The sequence below is a fragment of the Salegentibacter chungangensis genome (assembly GCF_042678405.1).
GTDB lineage: Bacteria > Bacteroidota > Bacteroidia > Flavobacteriales > Flavobacteriaceae > Salegentibacter_A > Salegentibacter_A chungangensis.
Window position 1 is genome coordinate 120,817 of the sequence record NZ_JBHTLI010000002.1, and the last position, 17,329, is coordinate 138,145.

General features: G+C 33.1%; 16 protein-coding genes. 2 read left to right on the top strand and 14 right to left on the bottom strand.

The features are described 5' to 3' along the window. Positions 1 to 47: 47 nt before the first annotated feature. From ACFQ3Q_RS11225 to ACFQ3Q_RS11235, 3 genes are all read right to left on the bottom strand, one after another. Positions 48 to 1,211, bottom strand: coding sequence for a glycosyltransferase family 4 protein (locus ACFQ3Q_RS11225; protein WP_380745860.1), 1,164 nt, complete (start codon positions 1,209 to 1,211; stop codon positions 48 to 50). 118 nt (positions 1,212 to 1,329) lie between these two features. Continuing rightward, positions 1,330 to 2,301: a hypothetical protein gene (locus ACFQ3Q_RS11230; protein WP_380745862.1), complete on the bottom strand. Its 972-nt coding sequence runs from the start codon at positions 2,299 to 2,301 to the stop codon at positions 1,330 to 1,332. 162 nt (positions 2,302 to 2,463) lie between these two features. After that, a complete protein-coding gene (locus ACFQ3Q_RS11235; protein WP_380745864.1) occupies positions 2,464 to 3,237 on the bottom strand; it encodes a hypothetical protein in 774 nt (257 codons plus the stop codon). 212 nt (positions 3,238 to 3,449) lie between these two features. Between ACFQ3Q_RS11235 and ACFQ3Q_RS11240 the strand changes: the two genes are divergently transcribed. Beyond that, positions 3,450 to 4,109, top strand: coding sequence for an acetyltransferase (locus ACFQ3Q_RS11240; RefSeq protein ID WP_380745866.1), 660 nt, complete (start codon positions 3,450 to 3,452; stop codon positions 4,107 to 4,109). Continuing rightward, positions 4,109 to 5,050, top strand: coding sequence for a glycosyltransferase family 2 protein (locus ACFQ3Q_RS11245; RefSeq protein ID WP_380745868.1), 942 nt, complete (start codon positions 4,109 to 4,111; stop codon positions 5,048 to 5,050). The genes ACFQ3Q_RS11240 and ACFQ3Q_RS11245 overlap by 1 nt, the downstream gene beginning before the upstream one ends. Here the strand turns inward: ACFQ3Q_RS11245 and ACFQ3Q_RS11250 are convergent, their stop codons facing one another. The 11 genes from ACFQ3Q_RS11250 to ACFQ3Q_RS11300 form a co-directional block, all read right to left on the bottom strand. Further along, positions 5,051 to 5,908 carry a glycosyltransferase family 2 protein gene (locus tag ACFQ3Q_RS11250; RefSeq protein WP_380745870.1) on the bottom strand — a complete coding sequence of 286 codons (858 nt, stop codon included), beginning with the start codon at positions 5,906 to 5,908 and terminating at the stop codon, positions 5,051 to 5,053. A gap of 9 nt (positions 5,909 to 5,917) precedes the next feature. Further along, positions 5,918 to 6,880 (bottom strand): polysaccharide deacetylase family protein, encoded by a 963-nt coding sequence (locus ACFQ3Q_RS11255; protein WP_380745872.1) that lies wholly within the window; start codon positions 6,878 to 6,880, stop codon positions 5,918 to 5,920. A gap of 56 nt (positions 6,881 to 6,936) precedes the next feature. Beyond that, positions 6,937 to 8,148: a hypothetical protein gene (locus ACFQ3Q_RS11260; RefSeq protein WP_380745874.1), complete on the bottom strand. Its 1,212-nt coding sequence runs from the start codon at positions 8,146 to 8,148 to the stop codon at positions 6,937 to 6,939. Then, positions 8,149 to 9,090: a GNAT family N-acetyltransferase gene (locus tag ACFQ3Q_RS11265; protein ID WP_380745876.1), complete on the bottom strand. Its 942-nt coding sequence runs from the start codon at positions 9,088 to 9,090 to the stop codon at positions 8,149 to 8,151. Between the two features lie 99 nt (positions 9,091 to 9,189). After that, the gene (locus ACFQ3Q_RS11270; protein ID WP_380745878.1) at positions 9,190 to 10,308 is read right to left on the bottom strand and encodes a glycosyltransferase; all 1,119 of its coding nucleotides are present in this window, start codon (positions 10,306 to 10,308) and stop codon (positions 9,190 to 9,192) included. Positions 10,309 to 10,388: 80 nt separating this feature from the next. After that, complete coding sequence (locus ACFQ3Q_RS11275) at positions 10,389 to 12,617, bottom strand: glycosyltransferase (RefSeq protein WP_380745880.1); 2,229 nt, start codon at positions 12,615 to 12,617, stop codon at positions 10,389 to 10,391. Positions 12,618 to 12,737: 120 nt separating this feature from the next. Then, the gene (locus ACFQ3Q_RS11280; RefSeq protein ID WP_380745882.1) at positions 12,738 to 13,631 is read right to left on the bottom strand and encodes a GNAT family N-acetyltransferase; all 894 of its coding nucleotides are present in this window, start codon (positions 13,629 to 13,631) and stop codon (positions 12,738 to 12,740) included. Further along, complete coding sequence (locus ACFQ3Q_RS11285; RefSeq protein ID WP_380745884.1) at positions 13,625 to 14,740, bottom strand: glycosyltransferase family 4 protein; 1,116 nt, start codon at positions 14,738 to 14,740, stop codon at positions 13,625 to 13,627. The genes ACFQ3Q_RS11280 and ACFQ3Q_RS11285 overlap by 7 nt, the downstream gene beginning before the upstream one ends. 4 nt (positions 14,741 to 14,744) lie before the next feature. Continuing rightward, positions 14,745 to 15,578: a polysaccharide deacetylase family protein gene (locus tag ACFQ3Q_RS11290; protein ID WP_380745886.1), complete on the bottom strand. Its 834-nt coding sequence runs from the start codon at positions 15,576 to 15,578 to the stop codon at positions 14,745 to 14,747. Positions 15,579 to 15,621: 43 nt separating this feature from the next. Beyond that, positions 15,622 to 16,206, bottom strand: a complete 585-nt coding sequence (locus tag ACFQ3Q_RS11295; RefSeq protein ID WP_380745888.1) for a serine O-acetyltransferase — start codon at positions 16,204 to 16,206, stop codon at positions 15,622 to 15,624. A 126-nt stretch (positions 16,207 to 16,332) separates the two neighbouring features. Beyond that, positions 16,333 to 17,325 carry a hypothetical protein gene (locus ACFQ3Q_RS11300; protein WP_380745890.1) on the bottom strand — a complete coding sequence of 331 codons (993 nt, stop codon included), beginning with the start codon at positions 17,323 to 17,325 and terminating at the stop codon, positions 16,333 to 16,335. Between the last annotated feature and the right edge of the window lie 4 nt (positions 17,326 to 17,329).

The window sequence follows — 17,329 nt, forward strand, 5'->3', positions numbered from 1 at the left end:
CTGCTGCTATCTTAAGCAGCTTGAGCTGAAAAATTCAGCGCGCGAAGTTAGGATTTCATAATTTCAGATTCTAATTTTTTGTATTCTCTTAACAAAACTTCCCAGAATTCATTTCTATCATAGAACTTACAGATTTGTTCCCGGGAATTTTCTGATAATCGTTCCAGGTAATTCTTATTCTTTACAAATAATTCCATCGCTTCATAAAGTGCCTGCTCATTTTTAACAGGTACTATCACCCCATTCATTCCTTCTACAATAATTTCATTGCAGCCGTTGATATCGCTCACAATACTTGGCAAATTCATAGCTCCTGCCTGCATAACCACATTTGGAAAGCCTTCCCTGTAACTTGGAAAAGCTAATGCATCTGAAACAGAGAAATATGGCCTTACATCCTGTTGATATCCTGTTGTTACTATTTTCGGGTGACTTTTAATAGTTTCCATAGTATCCGGCATTAATGGATCCAGATTTTCCTCAAAAGGACCTACTAACAGTAAAGTTATATTTTTCTTTTCTCGCTGAAGTTTCGAAAATGATGCAACTAGCTCATTTATACCCTTTTCAGATACCAATCTCCCTATAAATATAAAAACAAAATCCTTCTCCGGAATATTCAACTCTTGTTTCAAAAGTGCTTTTTCCTGGTCACTATACTTATACGGATTAAAATACTCCGTATCAATACCATTAGAACTACCCTTCCCCAGCACTTTCAATTTTTCTTCAGAAGCAAACCCTTCATCCAATATCACTTCTTTTAGCCCTCTTGAATTAGGATAAACCTTTGTAGCCAGAGAATAGGTTATTCTCTCAACTTCATCGAGAACCTTCCTCTTTAAGCCTGTGGTTTCCATTAGAGGCAAACCGGCAACGGTATGTAGTCTGATAGGAACCCCTGCCATTTTTGAAGCAAGCATACCGATAATTCCGGCCTTTGGAGTATGGGTATGTACTATTAAAGGTTTTTCCCTTTTAAAAAAGGAATAAAGTCTAAACAGGGCCTTCAAATCTGTAACGGGGGTTATTTCACGGGTAAGATTAACCCAAAATGTATTTACTCTATTATCCTTTCCATACTGCTCCAGTCTTTCCTTCTCTGCGGCTATGGCAGTTACCTCATAATACTGGCTCATATAGGTAAGTTGCCCCTCCAGAAGTTTTTCAAGCGAAAGAGGAATAGTAGTTATTCGAACTAGTTTCGACATTTGTTAAATTTACTTTGACAAAACTAAACTTTTTGAATAGGATTTATCTGAAAGTATTGTTAATGAAAAAGGGCATATGATCATATGCCCTTTTTCATTATTTTTCTCTTATTATGTTTTAATCAGGAACAACTCTAATTGTTAACTCTACTGAATCGGTACAATCTCCATCTGATATTGTATAGGTAGTTGTATAATCTCCCGTAGGGTCATCAGTTTCATTGAATGCATTTATAAGATCCCAGATGGAGGGGTCAAAAGTTCCATTTCTTGGAACTCCTTCCGCTAAAAGGCTCAAATAAAGTTTTCTCACCTCATCCCAGCTAGGTAAGGCAGCAGCTTCAGACTGAGTCATAATTTTCATATTATCAGGCCCTGCATTTACTCCTGTACAAATTGGGTCCTGCTGCTTATCGGGAATAACATTTACTGTCAGTTGAACTGAATCTGTACAATCTCCGTCTGATATTGTATAAGTAGTGGCATACTCACCTACAGGATTTTCTAAAGCATTAAATGCATTTATTAAATCCCAAATGGAGGGATCAAAAGCACCATCTCTGGGAACACCTTTTGCCAACAAGCTCAGGTAAAGCTTTCTGACTTCATCCCAGCTTTCAATAGCTCTGGCAACAGATACTTCAAGACTCATTGAATTGTCAGGACCGGCATCTACATTATCACATACAGGTTCCTGTTGTTGATCTGGAACTACAATAATTGTTAATTCTACAGAATCAGAACATTGATCTCCTGTTAAAGAATAAGTGGTTGTATATTCTCCTAAAGGATTATCAGCCTCATTAAAAGCATCTATAAGGTTCCAAATTGATGGATCAAAGGTACCACCCCTGGAGACTCCGGCTGGCAAAAGGCTTAAGTAAAGTTTCCTAACCTCATCCCAGCTCTCTATAGCTGATGCTTCCGAAAGAGTCAAAGTTTTAGAATTATCTGGGCCCGCACACCCGTCATTTATTGACGAATTTATCTCTTGGGCGTCCTTTAAAGAAATTTCTTCATCAACAGGATCTACGGAACAGGATGTAATTAGTGTCCCAATTATTAACGCGTAAAGTAATTTTGATTTCATAGCAATCCGGATTTAAAATGGTTATACATAAATTTACCATTTAAAAACCCTTGAATTATCGCTATTCGTTATGTGGTACAAATACTTGTTAAAGCAATTGATTATTAGTACTTTAAACTTTCTTTTGGAGGAATTAGTAAAAATTTAGTACTATCAATTAATCTAATCTGCAATAACTCTCAAAGTTAATTCTGCTGAGTCTGAACAGTCCCCGCTTCCCAAGCTGTAAGTTGTAGTATAGTCTCCTAATTGAGACGACCTGCTTTCATCATAAAACATATCTATTAGATCCCAAATACTCGGCTCATAAGTCCCAGAGTTTCGGTCTACCCCCTCATCCAACATCCCGGCATATACTTTTCTTACTTCGTCCCAACTAGGTAAAGCTGTGACTTCTGAAAGGGTCATTTCCCTTATCTGATCCTTTCCTGCATAAAATGAAAACTCTGTAACGCCGTACTCAAAATATGTCCAATTCCCATCCCCGGAAATTATATCTCCGGCCCAACCTTCATAGCTGTCATCTGACGATTCAAACTCAACATAAGCCGCTATAAAAAAGTTTTCAGGAAGTTCAGCCAGTGAAAATTTTGCTTTGTTTTCATTTACGCCTTCCTTAAATTTTTTCTTATAATCAGCTCTTCCGGGTATTAATCCCTTTTTGTTTTTTGGAAACTCCGCCCCAGAATTGGCGATGTAAATCTTCACCTCTTTAAGCAGAAAATCGTTTGCACTGCTTATCCTTACTACTAACTCATCATTATAGTTCCTAACTTGAGCGAAACCGGCTTGATCATATTCAAAAGAATGAATCACACATCCGTCCTTTTCAAATGTAAGGTTTAGCTCTTCAGGCTCTAACATATCTAACTCTTCTTCTGTACTACAAGAAATCATTGAAATCAATATAAATCCTAAGATTAAAAATCTTTTCATCGGAACACTTTTTAAGGTTAATTGATTGAAATATAGAAGAATACACACACCATTAAAAGAGCCGACACGTATTTTCGTTGAAAATCAAAATTGATCTGTTAAAATGCAGGGCTCCTTCTTTTTTCTTACAAAGAGGAATATTAAAATAATATTTACCTAACGAGTGTCTCAAAACCGGTATATTTGAGAATACTTTATTATTTCAATTTAGAATGAAAAAGAAATTAATCATTTATGGTGTCGGAAAGCTGGCCCAATATGTTCGATATGTTTTTGAAAATGACACTGATTATGATGTGATAGCATATTGCATAGAAGAAAAGCTTTTAGAATCAAATACATTTGACAATAAACCTTTAATTAATTTTGAACAACTGGGTGAATTATACGAAACTAAATCTGTTAATGTATTTATTGCAGTGGGTAACAATAAAATTAGAAAGCGTCTTTTTAAAGAAACTAAAGAAAAAGGGTATTCTTTGGCTAGCTATATTTCCTCAAAAGCTCAGTTCTGGCCGGATCTAATCACGGGTGAAAATGTGTTTATTGGAGAAGGTTCTGTAATACAGCCATTTGTTGAAATCGGTGATAACTCATATCTCATCTGTGCCAATATTGGACATCATTCTAAAATAGGAAACCACGCTCTTTTAAGCGTAACCACATTAGGAGGGAACACTCTTATTGGTGATCACTGTTTTTTAGGAATGAATTCTACCGTTAGACACAACATTCAAGTAGGAGAGTATTCGATAATAGGAATGAATGTAAATATAGAAAAAGACGCCAACCCATATTCCGTTTATTCTAATGGTGGCACAACCTTAAGAAAAATTGACTCGTCGAAACTTTTAGATCGAATCTTACTTTAATGAACTTTGAAGAATTTCAAAATATTTACCAACACACTCTTCCAGAGCATTTTAAAAACAGTGTTAGTTCAAAACCTTTAGTAAGCATCTGTGTTCAAACCTTTCAACATGCAAATTATATCTCTACCTGCCTGGATTCTTTACTTAATCAACAAGTAAATTTTGAATATGAAATATTGCTTGGGGAGGATAACTCTAATGATTCGACAAGAGATATTTGCATCACTTATGCAAAAAAATATCCAGATAAGATAAGATTATTTCTTCATCATAATGAGAATAAAATAAGAATAAACAATATACCTACAGGTAACTTTAATGCCCTTTATAACTTCTTTCAGGCACGGGGGAAATATATAGCATTTTGTGAAGGGGATGATTATTGGACAGATAAAAAGAAACTTCAAAAACAAGTAGATTTTCTAGAAAGTAATAGGGAGTACATTCTTACATTTCACCAGTATGAGGTTAATCTCTCTAAAAACCTAACAGAAAACCAAGAACAAAAATTAGATCAACAATTGTCTGATATAGAATCAAGGGATCTACAGTGTTTAATTTACCAACCTCTTCTTTCTACTGTTTGCTTCAGAAAACAATTCCAAGAACTTCCCTATCAATTAGGCGAAGTTATTAATGTAGATAGTTTTTTATTGAGTGTGTTAGGAGGGTTTGGAAAAGCTAAATTTATTAATAATATAAACCCTTCTGTGTATAGAAAACATAAAGGCGGTATCTGGACAAGCAAGGAAAGGGTGCAAAAACTTGAAATTAAGACATATACCTATAAGAAACTGATAGAGTACCATAAACAGCAAAAACAAAAAAGTACCGCAAAATGTTTAGAAAAGGAATTGAAGAATATTTATAGAATGCTTTTTATGCATTTTATGAAAAAGACCCGCATTATTTCAGCCCTTAAATTAACACATAAGATTTAATTAACCTCCGATCAAAAACTTTAAACGGAACCAAAACACTTTAACAATTGGTTTTACATAAATAGGATCTATAGCTAGGGCCTTTAAGTAATAATCTTTTGCTTTTAGTCTATTGCCATTTTTTTCATTCAGATACCCCATTAAATAATTAAATCGGCTATTTGAAAACTTATCCTCCAAATATTTTTCCTGATGCTTATTATATAAATATTTATTGGATATCAATTTATTCTTAATTTTACTGCTAGGCCGATCCTTAAACTTCATATAATAATCAAGAAAAACCTCATCAAGGATTTTAACCTTTAAATTTTTTAAATGAGAAACCCGAATACCTAGCTCGTAATTCTCCCCAAACAGCATGTTTTCGTCATAGCCTCCGGCTTCAAGAAAAATCTCCTTTCTATAGCATATACTACCGGCTAAAAAACTCGCCGTAATACAGTTATAAAGCTTTTCAAGCTTTTTGGGTTTCCAAATAGTATCTCCTGTAGGGGTTAACTTTAGCACTCCCCAAGATATAAGGTCATAATCGGAATAACCCGACTCTTTCAACCTGAAAAACAGATTGGTTCTTAAACTATCATCAGAATCAAGAAAAAGCAAATAGTTCCCCTTCGATAATTCAGCTCCCTTATTCCTGGCCGCTGAAACTCCTGAATTAGCCTGTCGGTGATAAGTAATCCTATCATCTTCCAAATAATCACGGACCAAAGAGGCAGTATCATCAGTGGAACCGTCATCTATAATAATTAATTCCCAATTTCCAGAAGTCTGATGAATTACGCTTTCTATAGCCCGCCACACGGTATGGGACCGATTATAAGTTGGTATTATAACAGAAATCTCACAAGCCATATATCGTTTTTATGCTTTTCTATGGATTTCATCCATAGTATAAGATTGAAATCCAAATCTTTCATTACAAAATTTGTAATGTTCTAATATTAATTCCAGTTCTCTTAAACTTTCTTCAGGGTCAGCACCAAAATTATGTGGATGCCACCATAGATGATAAATTTTACCCTCTTTTGCAGCTGTGGTAATTTCACTAAATATTCTTTTTATCCTACGTTTATCTAAAATTGACTTGCCTGAATAAGGTCTTAATAATCTACTCGCTGGTTGAACACTAAGATTATGGGTTTTACGTATTTCTGAGAAATGGTATGGTTTATCTTTTTTTCCAATATAGGCATCTCCGGTTCTAAAGATCTTTTGCATTAAGGTGTCTTTCTCAGTATCCTTCCAATACCAGATATTAGGGTTGGAACGGACACTAGTAATTCCTAAGTCACTACAAACCTTCAGGTAGTTTTCATTTAACTGATTCCGCGGAAAAACTAAAGAGCGTAGATTAGCTCCAAAACTATTAGCTTTTTCGATCGAAAGCTTAAGATCTTCCCTGAAACTTTCTAAATTTTGTCCTTCTTCTCGGCAATAATAATGTGAATAAGTATGGGTAGCTAACTCCTGATTTTCAGTTTCAATGATTTTTCCAATCAAATCCGGGGCAAAACACAGGTGTCCTGTATTCTGATTTTGAATAGAATCACCATATTTATAGGCTGATAGAAGGGTGTTTGTATAATTTGGTTTAATCTCAGGCTTACTAACATTCCATTCATCCCAATCTTTATTGAAAAGCATTCCTACTGTAGCCCATGTCGCATGTATACCATATCTTTCAAAATATCGAAGAATTTCCGGAATAACCTTTCTTGTATTGTTAAAGTAGTTTTCATATTGACTAAACTCTACTTTATCGAACACACCCCATAAAAGTTCAAAATCTAATGAAATAACTAAATCTCCGGATTTTTGTTGCATATAAAAATTTTAAAATTTTGAATAATCCCTTCAAGCTAATATGACGTAAGCAATCATCAATTGCCTATTACCAGTTCATCCTTAAGCTTTTGTTGTTTAATCTTTCTTCTTTTCCACATAATTTTATCATATTTCTTTTGGGCGAGGAAATAATAAATTACAAAAAATAGAAAATACATCACCATAGACTTTTGACGCATGATAATACCCAGATTCGACATCACAAAGGTCATAGCCAAAGAGGATAAGAAGAATACAGTCAAGCTCATTTTGACACTAATCGGAGATTTTTTTATAAATTTTAAAAACTTTTTATTTAAAATCTTTAAAAAGAGTAATAAGTAAATAAGGTTTTCTACAGAAACAATTAACCCCAAAATCCCGGGAGCATCCAAAAAAAGAGGCCGAAACCAAAAAGTGAACAGCTTTAAAGGTAAAGGATAAGCAGCCATGTTTACTCCCGACCCCGCATTATCTAGTTTATTTGAACGAGTTTCGGAAAAATCCTGAAAATCCTCTACAAGATCGTCAGACCCCTCCAAACCAGCAACAGCTAAAATTTGATCCTGAACCAACATTAAGCCACCTATCATCACAACATAAATCAAAAGCTTTTTCCCGAAAGAAATTTTTTCTTTACCAGTCATGTATCCCAGTACAGTCCCGACAGCAATAAAAAGAAAAACATGGGGCCTTATGAAATATATTATTAAAGATCCTATAATTAGGGTTATGAATCTTTTTTTAATATTGGTAATTGAATAAGCAAACATCATTAATCCAAGAAAAATAGGAGCTCCTTTCCCCAAAGAAGCAGTCCAAAAATGCATATTTGGTAAAAACAATATCAGAATTAAAAAATCAAAGTTTTTAAATACCCGGATCTTGATCGGTATATTTTCTCTAAAAAATAAATACGCAAACACAAAACCCAAATAACCGAACCATGCATACAGAACCATCATCATTTCATAATTGAAATTAAGATAGTTTATAAAAGGATAAGATAAAAAGTCAATAAACGTAGTACTGGTTCCAAAAAAGCTACTCCAACTCCGAGAAATCGATTGAGGCCTTAAAAAATACATATGCGAATCTGACCTATTCACTAATGCATAGACATAATAAACTCCGAAAAAAAGCAAGTGGTAAAAGTACAGCCCGTTCATTAATTTTTTTGAGAAAAAGGTATGTCTTTTACCCATAAAGCTAAATAGCCCTTGATTGATAAATAAAAGAGTAATAACTAATGCTAAAGCTCCAAACATTTAAAAAAGTTCTAAATCTCCAAGACTATATTCCCAGTTCTCATTGTTTAAAAAATAACTATCATCTAAATTCTCATCAATCCCTTTAAACGTTAAAATTGGTCCAAATTTCCCGGTAAAACTATAAAAGTTTAGAGATTCTCCTCCAGGGATATTAAAACTCACTAGGTTAACCCCCAATTCTTTAGTCCAATTTTTAACCTTCTTTTTAAGCGATTTCTTATTATAATCTGACGATAGTATTACCTCAGATATCCTTAGTTCCTTAAAATAAGTGTGTTTTTTAACGTATCCTGCAATAAAAAAACCGTTATTAAAGAAAACCTTGTACTTCTGCAATGGATTATTAACATATCTCCAATTCAGGTAAGACTCAGATTTAGGTGTAAATAATTTACCTGTTTTTTCCAGTTTTTCATTCCAATTATCAAAAAAATCCAATTTTATTTCATCATTCCAAACTACACCATACTTTTCTATGTTCTCCTTTTTACTCCAATAAAATGGATTTACAGGAAATACACCCACATTCAGTTTTCCTACTTCTTCCCATCCCATCTTAAGATAACCAGGTTTACTTTGTTTATTTGGCGTATTAAATACAAAATGATCACCATTATTAGCCGCTACTTCCAGTGCTTTTTTAGTCAGTTTTTTAAAAATCCCTTTCCCTTGATAATTTGGATGGGTTGCTGTATCTACTGCCCGGAAAGCTGAAAAAACCTGATTTCCTTCCTGCCATTTCCATCTCATAAAAGCCCTTACTCCAACCACTTCACCTCCTTCCTCGGCTAAAAGAACTAATGACCTCCCGAAAGGATTGTCTACATGCTTAAATCTCCATACTTCTTCAGTCTTTTTCGAAGAAGTCTCTCCCAAACTAGCTTTTAAAACTTTCAGTATTTCAGGTATATCTTTATTAACCGCTTCCCTAATTTCCATTATTTCTTTAATTTGCTTTTCAAATACCGGGTTTAATAATTAAGATAATGTGGTTATAAAAGATATAACCGATCTAGATATTGTTTTCATTTGTAGAACCTAACCTGCTTTGTTATTGAATATATCCTTATAATAATCTTCAAGTTCCTTCACCATCTTTTTTAAACTGAAGTTTTCCACAACCCTTCTCCTAGCAGCTTTTTTCATTTCAAATAACTTATTCTTATCATCTATCAAAACTTCAGTTAATGCCGAAAGTTTTTCCCACTCTTCAACATTGCAAATCAATCCATCTTTTTCGTTACGGATAACCTCCTTAATACCACCCGCATTGGTTGACACTATTGCACACTCCATACTCATAGCTTCCAGTAATGCTATTGGTAATCCTTCGAAGGAAGAACTCATCATAAAAATATCCATAGCTTCAAAATAAGGTCTAACCTCGGTTTTAAGCCCGGGAAAAAAAACCACATCATTCAATTCTAAGTCATCACATTCCTTCTTAATTTCTTGTTCCAAGGGTCCAGCTCCAACAATAATTCCATATACTTCCGGGTTATTATTATAAATTTCTTTAAAAGTCCGAAGCCACTCTACTAGTCTTTTCTGAAAACGAAAAACAGCCACGTTGCCAATTACTATTGCATTTTTTGGGATCCCCAACTTCTTTCTGACTTCTCCATTTTGAGTAATTTTAAAGCTATCCGTATTAACCCCGTTTAATAAAGTTTTCACGGGAATATCTGGTGCAATATTTTTTTGTATTGAATTAGATACATCCTGAGAAACGCCAAAAGCAAGAGTTTGGCTATTAAATGAATACTTATTAATCCTTTTGGTCACTTCATGATATCGCTCCTGCATATTATGCTCACTATATAATACCGGAATCCCTGTGATTTTGTGAACCATTCTTCCTACAAAACCGGCCCAGGGAAGATGACAATGGATAATATCAATATTATTATTCCTGCAATAAGAAATGATCTTGTTAAATTGGAAAAATAGTTTCAGATTATTCTTGGATTCAAAGCAATTTACTATACCTCCGGCATCCTGAATACTTTCTACCATTTGATCTTTCCAGGGTAGAAAATAAATATAATGGAACTCAAATTTTTCCTTATTATGAAGTTTCAATGTTTCAGGCAATAACATCTCTGCTCCTCCTCTGCCCAAAGATTTAATTATATGAAGTACTTTCATTTTTCCCATAAAGGATAAAGTTATTTTAATTGAGTATTAAGACAAGATTTTAAAAAGAATTAAGAATAATATAACAAAAACAGGATAGTCTACCTACTCCGTACTTCTTCGTACACCGCATTAAATTCTTTAACCAGAGTAGAGTTCATATAATTATTATCTACCATATTCTTTGCTCTATCAACCTTTAACCCGTCCTTATTCAGAAATGTGCGTGAAATAGCATTTACAAATTTTTCTACGTCATTTTTAGGTATAAGCTCACCTGTTTCCTTATTAACTATTTCAGAAACTCCTCCAACATTATATGCTATAACCGGGGTTCTACAATACATCGCTTCCAACAAAACGCCCGGAAGACCTTCAATTATGCTGGGTAAAACCAGAACATCTCCTGCTTTAATATAAGACAAAGGGTTATTGACAAAACCATAAAAACTAACCTTTTTGCTTAGATTATTAATTCTAACCAAGTTTTCAACTTCTTTGCGTAAAGGTCCATCCCCAATTAGGTGTAAATGGGCTTGTTCATCAATTTTTAAAAAATTTTCAAAAATCCTGATGAGTCCCTTATGATTTTTTTCAAAACTAAAACCTCCTACATGAATAATGTGTTTAACCCCTTGAGGTTTTAAACAAATTGGGGATATAGAGTCTATTTGTTCTAAACCTATAGGAATAACCCGGATCTTTCCTTTTAAAAATGGAAAATGATTAAGCAGGTCCAATTGTGAGGCTTGGGAAACCGATATAACCTGATCTATTGACTTATACAAAAAAGTATTAAATCCTTTTTGAAAAGTAGAATTTAAATATTGTCCCACTTCACTGGCATTTCTAAATACTATAGGCACATTCCACCTAAACATCAGTTTAGAGAATACAGCATATTTTAAGGTATCACCAGCATTTGCTTGAATAATGTCAGGTTTAAATTGATTTATAATCCTTGACAGTTTTTTCCAGGCTTTATAATCAAAAACCCGTTTATTCAAATTTCCATTTAAAGTTAAGATCTCATCTTCCCAAGACAAATCAGCATTTCCCGAAAAAACTGACACCAAAAGAACTTTTTGACCAATTTTGGTTTGCTTATTAGCTAACTGTGCCGCAAAGGTTTCTGCCCCCCTATTTTGCGGTTTTTGAATTAAATGAAGAACTCTAAGTTTGCTCTTACTTTTTTTTGCAATAAAATCGACATAGCTTTTTTCGTATTCCTGGGAAATATTTTCAATTTCAAATTGTTCAATTGCCCTTTTTCTGGCTTTGATTCCAAGATGTGTAAACTTTTGCGGGTTTTTCAATACCATAATTAATTTTTCACTAAGATCATCCACATCTCCCTTCTTGAAAATTATAGCAGTCTCCTCATTTACACATTCTAAGTTTTCTGGAATATCAGAAGCGAAAATAATTTTCTCTGCCATCATAGCTTCTATAAGAGCACCTGGCAATCCCTCTGAATAAGAAGGATAAACGAAGAAATCGGCCTGCTGCAGTAGCTTATTTATATTCTCTATCCTTCCTAAAAAAGTAATATTATTCTGTAGGTTTAATTTCTTTGTCTCTCTTTCTAATGAATTTCTATAAGGACCACTCCCAGCGAAGAGTAATTTCACATTTGGCACTTCATTTCTAACCTTGGATAATCCCCTAATTAAATCCATTTGCCCTTTCAGGGGGATTAATCTACTTACATTTAGGAGGTTTATTTTATTGGAATCCTTATAATTGACTCCTTTATGACATTCTTTTTCAGGTAAAAAGTCCTTACTGGCTCTTCCTCTGTGAATTACTTTTATTTTCTCATCTCGAATCCCTAAAGCATTACCTGTAACTTTTTTTATATGATGGGAATTCGAAATAAAATAATCTACATGTGGTGCCCATTTTTTATCTAAATTGAAAAAATAATTCAATTTAAGTCTGTCAATTAAATTTTTTTCTTTGTAACGTTCTGAAGAATAGGCATTACTTACGAAACTTCCTACTAAGCAAATTTCTGGGAATTGAATTTTTAGTTTTCTAGCAATTATCTCAGATCGAAATAATGTTGCATGCATTATATCAGGTCTTTCTTGGTTAAGAATAACCCTCAATTTATCAACGGCTTTGCTAAAGGCATATTTTTCAACTAAATCTAAGGAATACACTTTGACCCCTCTTTCTTCCAAAGTTGACTTAAGCATATCTCCCTGATATATATGCACAAAAACGGGCTGAGTATCTTTAAAGTTACTGGCTATTTCTACAAGACTCTTTTCTGCTCCATAGCCCTCCAAAGTATCAATCACGTATAAAACCTTTATTTTTGCCATATTAAATTAAAGTAAATGGAACTTAATCCCATTTTGTTTCTAAACATTCGTGGAATTTTGTCATCTCCACTCCTACAGATAAAAACAATTTTGTATTTTTAAAACACTAACCTTGTATTCTCAAAGTCTTCCTTCCAAATCACCTAAAGAAATTACAATATCTTCATTAAGTTTATAATTATTCTCTTTAAAAACAATTAGGGCTTTTTTGTGTGTGCTAGCGGCCAGAGGCTTTATATTTTCTGTAAAACTATTCAACAAAAAGTAAATAAAAACAGTTCCCTCCTTCCTTAGAATATATTGTAAAGCAGCCTGTATAAGTTTACTCTCGCCATAATAATCACAAAGAACAATTGTTTTAATTCCCTTAATTCTATCTATCCTGTAAACAATAATAGCTACAACGCTCCCCCCAGATAAAAGTTTTTTTATTTTATATATGGGGTCTTTATATCTCCATTGAATAAATTTCAGGGAGTTCCCAACCAAAAACTTACTCCCAGAATCTAGAATTTGACCGGAATTCTCATCCGGTTGGAGGTCCTTGAATAATCCTTTATTTCCTTTAAGACTTGGATTCAAAATTCCAAACTTATAAACATAATTATGCCCAGGCGGCTCTTTCCAACCTAATTTTAGGAACTCAGGATAACTGTTAGCGTTTGGATTCGCCAAAAGTATCTGGTAATCATTCTTATATTTCTCCAGACAAGCTACCATAAGTTTTTTGAAGATACCTTTCCCCCTCATTTCCGGAGAAGTACAAGCATCAAAGGGTCTGATACATTTCACACAATCCCCATTTTTATTGTAGAAATCATACCTCATGTAAAACAACACCCCCACAATTTCTCCCTTAAAAGTCGCAACCATAGAATATGATGTCCCAAATGGGTTTTCCAGATGCTTCCAAATGAGAAATTCTTTGCTATAAGCAGGTTGAAGATATTTTTGAATGAGACTAACAACTTCATCTATATCTTTAGCGTAGTCTATTGGTCTAAACTCTAACATAATCTTTTATATAATTCAAGCATATTTCGATTACTAGTCTCCTGTTTAAATTTGTTCTGATAGTTTTTAAGACTTTCCTTTTCAAAGTTTTTTCGTAATTCCGGAGACTCTCTTAACCTTATTATAGCATCCACCACTTGATCAGTCTCTTTTATATTCACCAATAGCCCATTTAAATCTTTTTGAACAACTTCCCTTAATACTTCTATATCATTTGTAATAATTGGTAATCCCGCAGACTGTGCTTCAATTAATGCACCTCCTAAGCCTTCAAATAGAGAGGAAAAAATAAATACATCTGCAATTGAAAAATATTCAGCTACATTATTTGAAAACCCGGCAAATTCGACAGTCGAATTTAAATTATGGTCTTTTACATATCTATTTAAGTTTGCTGTCTCACTACCCTCAACACCTATATTTATCAACTTAATATCTGTTCTTCCAAGCTCTTTCAATTTTTTCATAGCCTGAAGAAGAAATATTTGCCCTTTTTGATAATCTTGCCTGGCTACATTTAAAAGGACAAACTTATTAGGATCTCTTTTTCCCCTTATGTCAAGATCTAGCTCAAGCTTCTCTCTTCCCCGATATACTACAGTAATATCCTTAGGATTAATTTTTAAATGTTCAACATAATGATTCTTTACTGAGTTAGTGATACTGTGGAAATGATCCACAAAAACTTTGGCAGTATATTTATCTACCATCTTATAAATGGCAAGTAAATTTTGGTTAACCTTATTATCAAACTTCCTTTCTTTAGAATAGGTAGTATTAACTAGACTTTCTAAATGAGTGAACCTGGTAAAAGTTTTAGCAAACCTGGTTCTTAGGTTAGACTTAAATAAGATACTATGGACAAGATCAAATTTTCCTTTAGAAATTATCTCACCTATTTCCATTGATTGACCGAAAAAGGATTTTTTTTCGAGAAATGTGATTTTATACCCTTTGTCAATCATTTCCTGGTGAAACCCATTAGGATAAAAATAAAGACAAACTATTTCGAAAGAAACACCCTTCTTATCCAAATATTCACAAAGCACCTGAGTTGACCTTTCAGCTCCGCCTCCCCCGAGAGAATCAATAACGATTAAAAGTTTCATATTATCATTTTCTTAATTTACCTAAAGCCCTGGTTAAAGGAAGTATTTTACTGTGCCAGCCACTTAAAATAAACTTCAATTTCCAAATTGGTGTGGTATCATTTACTATAAGCCTAGAAATACGCAAAGGATTTAAGTGTCCCCTATTAATTTTGTGATCAAAAAGGAAAGCTAATTTTATGCCATGTTCCTTTAATTTTTTTTCAGCTTTGTCAGAAAAATTGCCATTGGGATAAGCAAAAGCCCGAGATGTGAATTTTAAGTCTTCTAGAATTGAGATAGAAGATTCTAGCTCTTCGTCTAGTTCTTCAAAAGTGCAATTATTAAACATGGGATGTGTATGGGAGTGGTTGGCTATGGTCATTCTATTATTACACATCTCTTCCAAGTCTGAAGTCGTAAGCTGTGAATAAATCATTGGAGGTTTATCAGACTTTTTTCTTAATTCTTCAAGGTATAACTCCCTTTTTTTATTATCCCAATTTTTAACTTCCCATACCTTCTTGTCCCCTGATTCTTTTCCTTGGTAGTACTCAATTTCATCCCACCAGAATGGATCATTAGTATTAATCAAATTTGTAATAATAAAGAATACAGCTGATGCTTTATACTTTAAAAGATATGGATAGGCATTCTTATAATTTGATAAATCTCCATCATCAAAGGTTATTAAAACTGGATTTTTAGGCAGACTCTTTTCTTTATAGAGGGCTTCAAAAAGTTCTCTATATTCAATGATATTATAATGTGCCTTAAGATGCTTTAATTGTTTCTCGAATTGAAAGCAATTCTGAACCTTATGATAAGCTAAAACACGTAATGTAACCGATTTTTTCAACAACCTATTTTTTTATTTAACTACACCATTCTCTAAGCCCATATTACCGAAGATTTTCTTCATATATATTTTTAACATAAACTCCACTACCATGATAATTATGAATTTTACAAGGGTTCCCTGAAACAACGGCTTTATCGGGAATATCACAGTTAACGTAACTTAGTGGTGCAATAAGGACATCATTCCCAATTTTTATTTTCCCTACCACTACCGCATTAGGTCCTATCCATACTCTATCTCCAATCTTTGGACAACCTTTAAGTCTTCCTCTACTTACATTTCCAATTGAGACCCCTTGAGCAACATTACAATTATCCCCAATTTCCACACCTTGATTGATTAGAATATTCCCATAATGGTTTAACCTAAACCCTTTTCCAATTCTGGCTCTTAAATAAATCTGTAAACCAAATTTCGATTTTAAGCAGTTAAACCAAATTCGGGCAATTAAGCCCAACAAACTTTTTTTTGTATAATTATTGCTAATCCTAAATAACACCATATATCTAAAACACGGCTGGATTAGAAATAATTTAATGAAATTTCTAAAGTTAAAAACGCCAGGATTATATCTTTGAAAGTCACTATGCAATTCAATCTTGCATTTACTTTTAATAAATTTCATGTCAATTAAATTTTAAATTTCATAAGCAATCTGTTTCTATAATATAAATTAGATTAAACACTTTGTATTCCTTTTATTGAATTTAAATAAAGTCTGGCTTTTAATACCATTCCGAAATAAATGCATTTATTTAATTACAGAAAATTTATCTGATTTAATATTATTAAAATATTTATATATCACATTTATATGTCCACGAAGTTGTTTGTATTTGATTTCTGACTCTGGAATATTTATCGCAATTACTTCCGATTCAGAATTTAAATAAAGAAGATTCAGAAGTACTGAACTATAAAAAGAACAGACTTTCCCAGGAATAACTTTGGCCATAATATATTCTTTCTCGAAGATATCCTTGAATTTTATAACTTCAAATTGGTCTCCTATTATTTCAATAATTTCAGAATCTTCCCTGGGATGAGGTATATAAATCAACTTTTTCTCCGGAAACATTTTACTTAATTGATTTATACTTTTAATATAGAATTCCTTTGAAGTAATCCCTATGTTAGGTAAGGGTTGACCAATAAAATAAATCAATTGGTCATTAATTTCCTTACTTTTCTTTAATTCTGATTCTCTTTTCATTACTACATAGGAATCCATTTCTCCAATTTCGTAAAGAGGCACAGGGGTTATATATTTTATTGATTCTAAAGTTGGTTTTTTAAACCCGAGTAATCGATGAAGCAATGGGTAATTGATTAACTCAAAATTACCAGCATTTCTAGCTTTAGCTACAGATATAATTTGCAACCCATCATATAATAAACACAAATTATTACTTTTCTCAAATTCAGCAACAATACTCAAATGATAAAGATTTAAATAGCTGCCAAAAAAAACATTCTGTATTTTTCTGTATCTCAGTTTAAGCTGTATCAACTTTATTTTAAATGAAATAGCTTTTAAATACTCACTATTAGAATTACCCGATGGAATATACCAAATATGAATTTTTTGCCAGGTAAGCTGACTTAAATATTTCAACATTTCTTTTTCCTCCTCCTGTTTCTTAACAGTAAGTATAAGAATAGAATCTTTAGGCACCAGGTTAGCCGCCAAGCTAACAAAGAAGGCCTGAGAAGGGGTTGATAAGATGAATAAAGATTTTGACATTTAT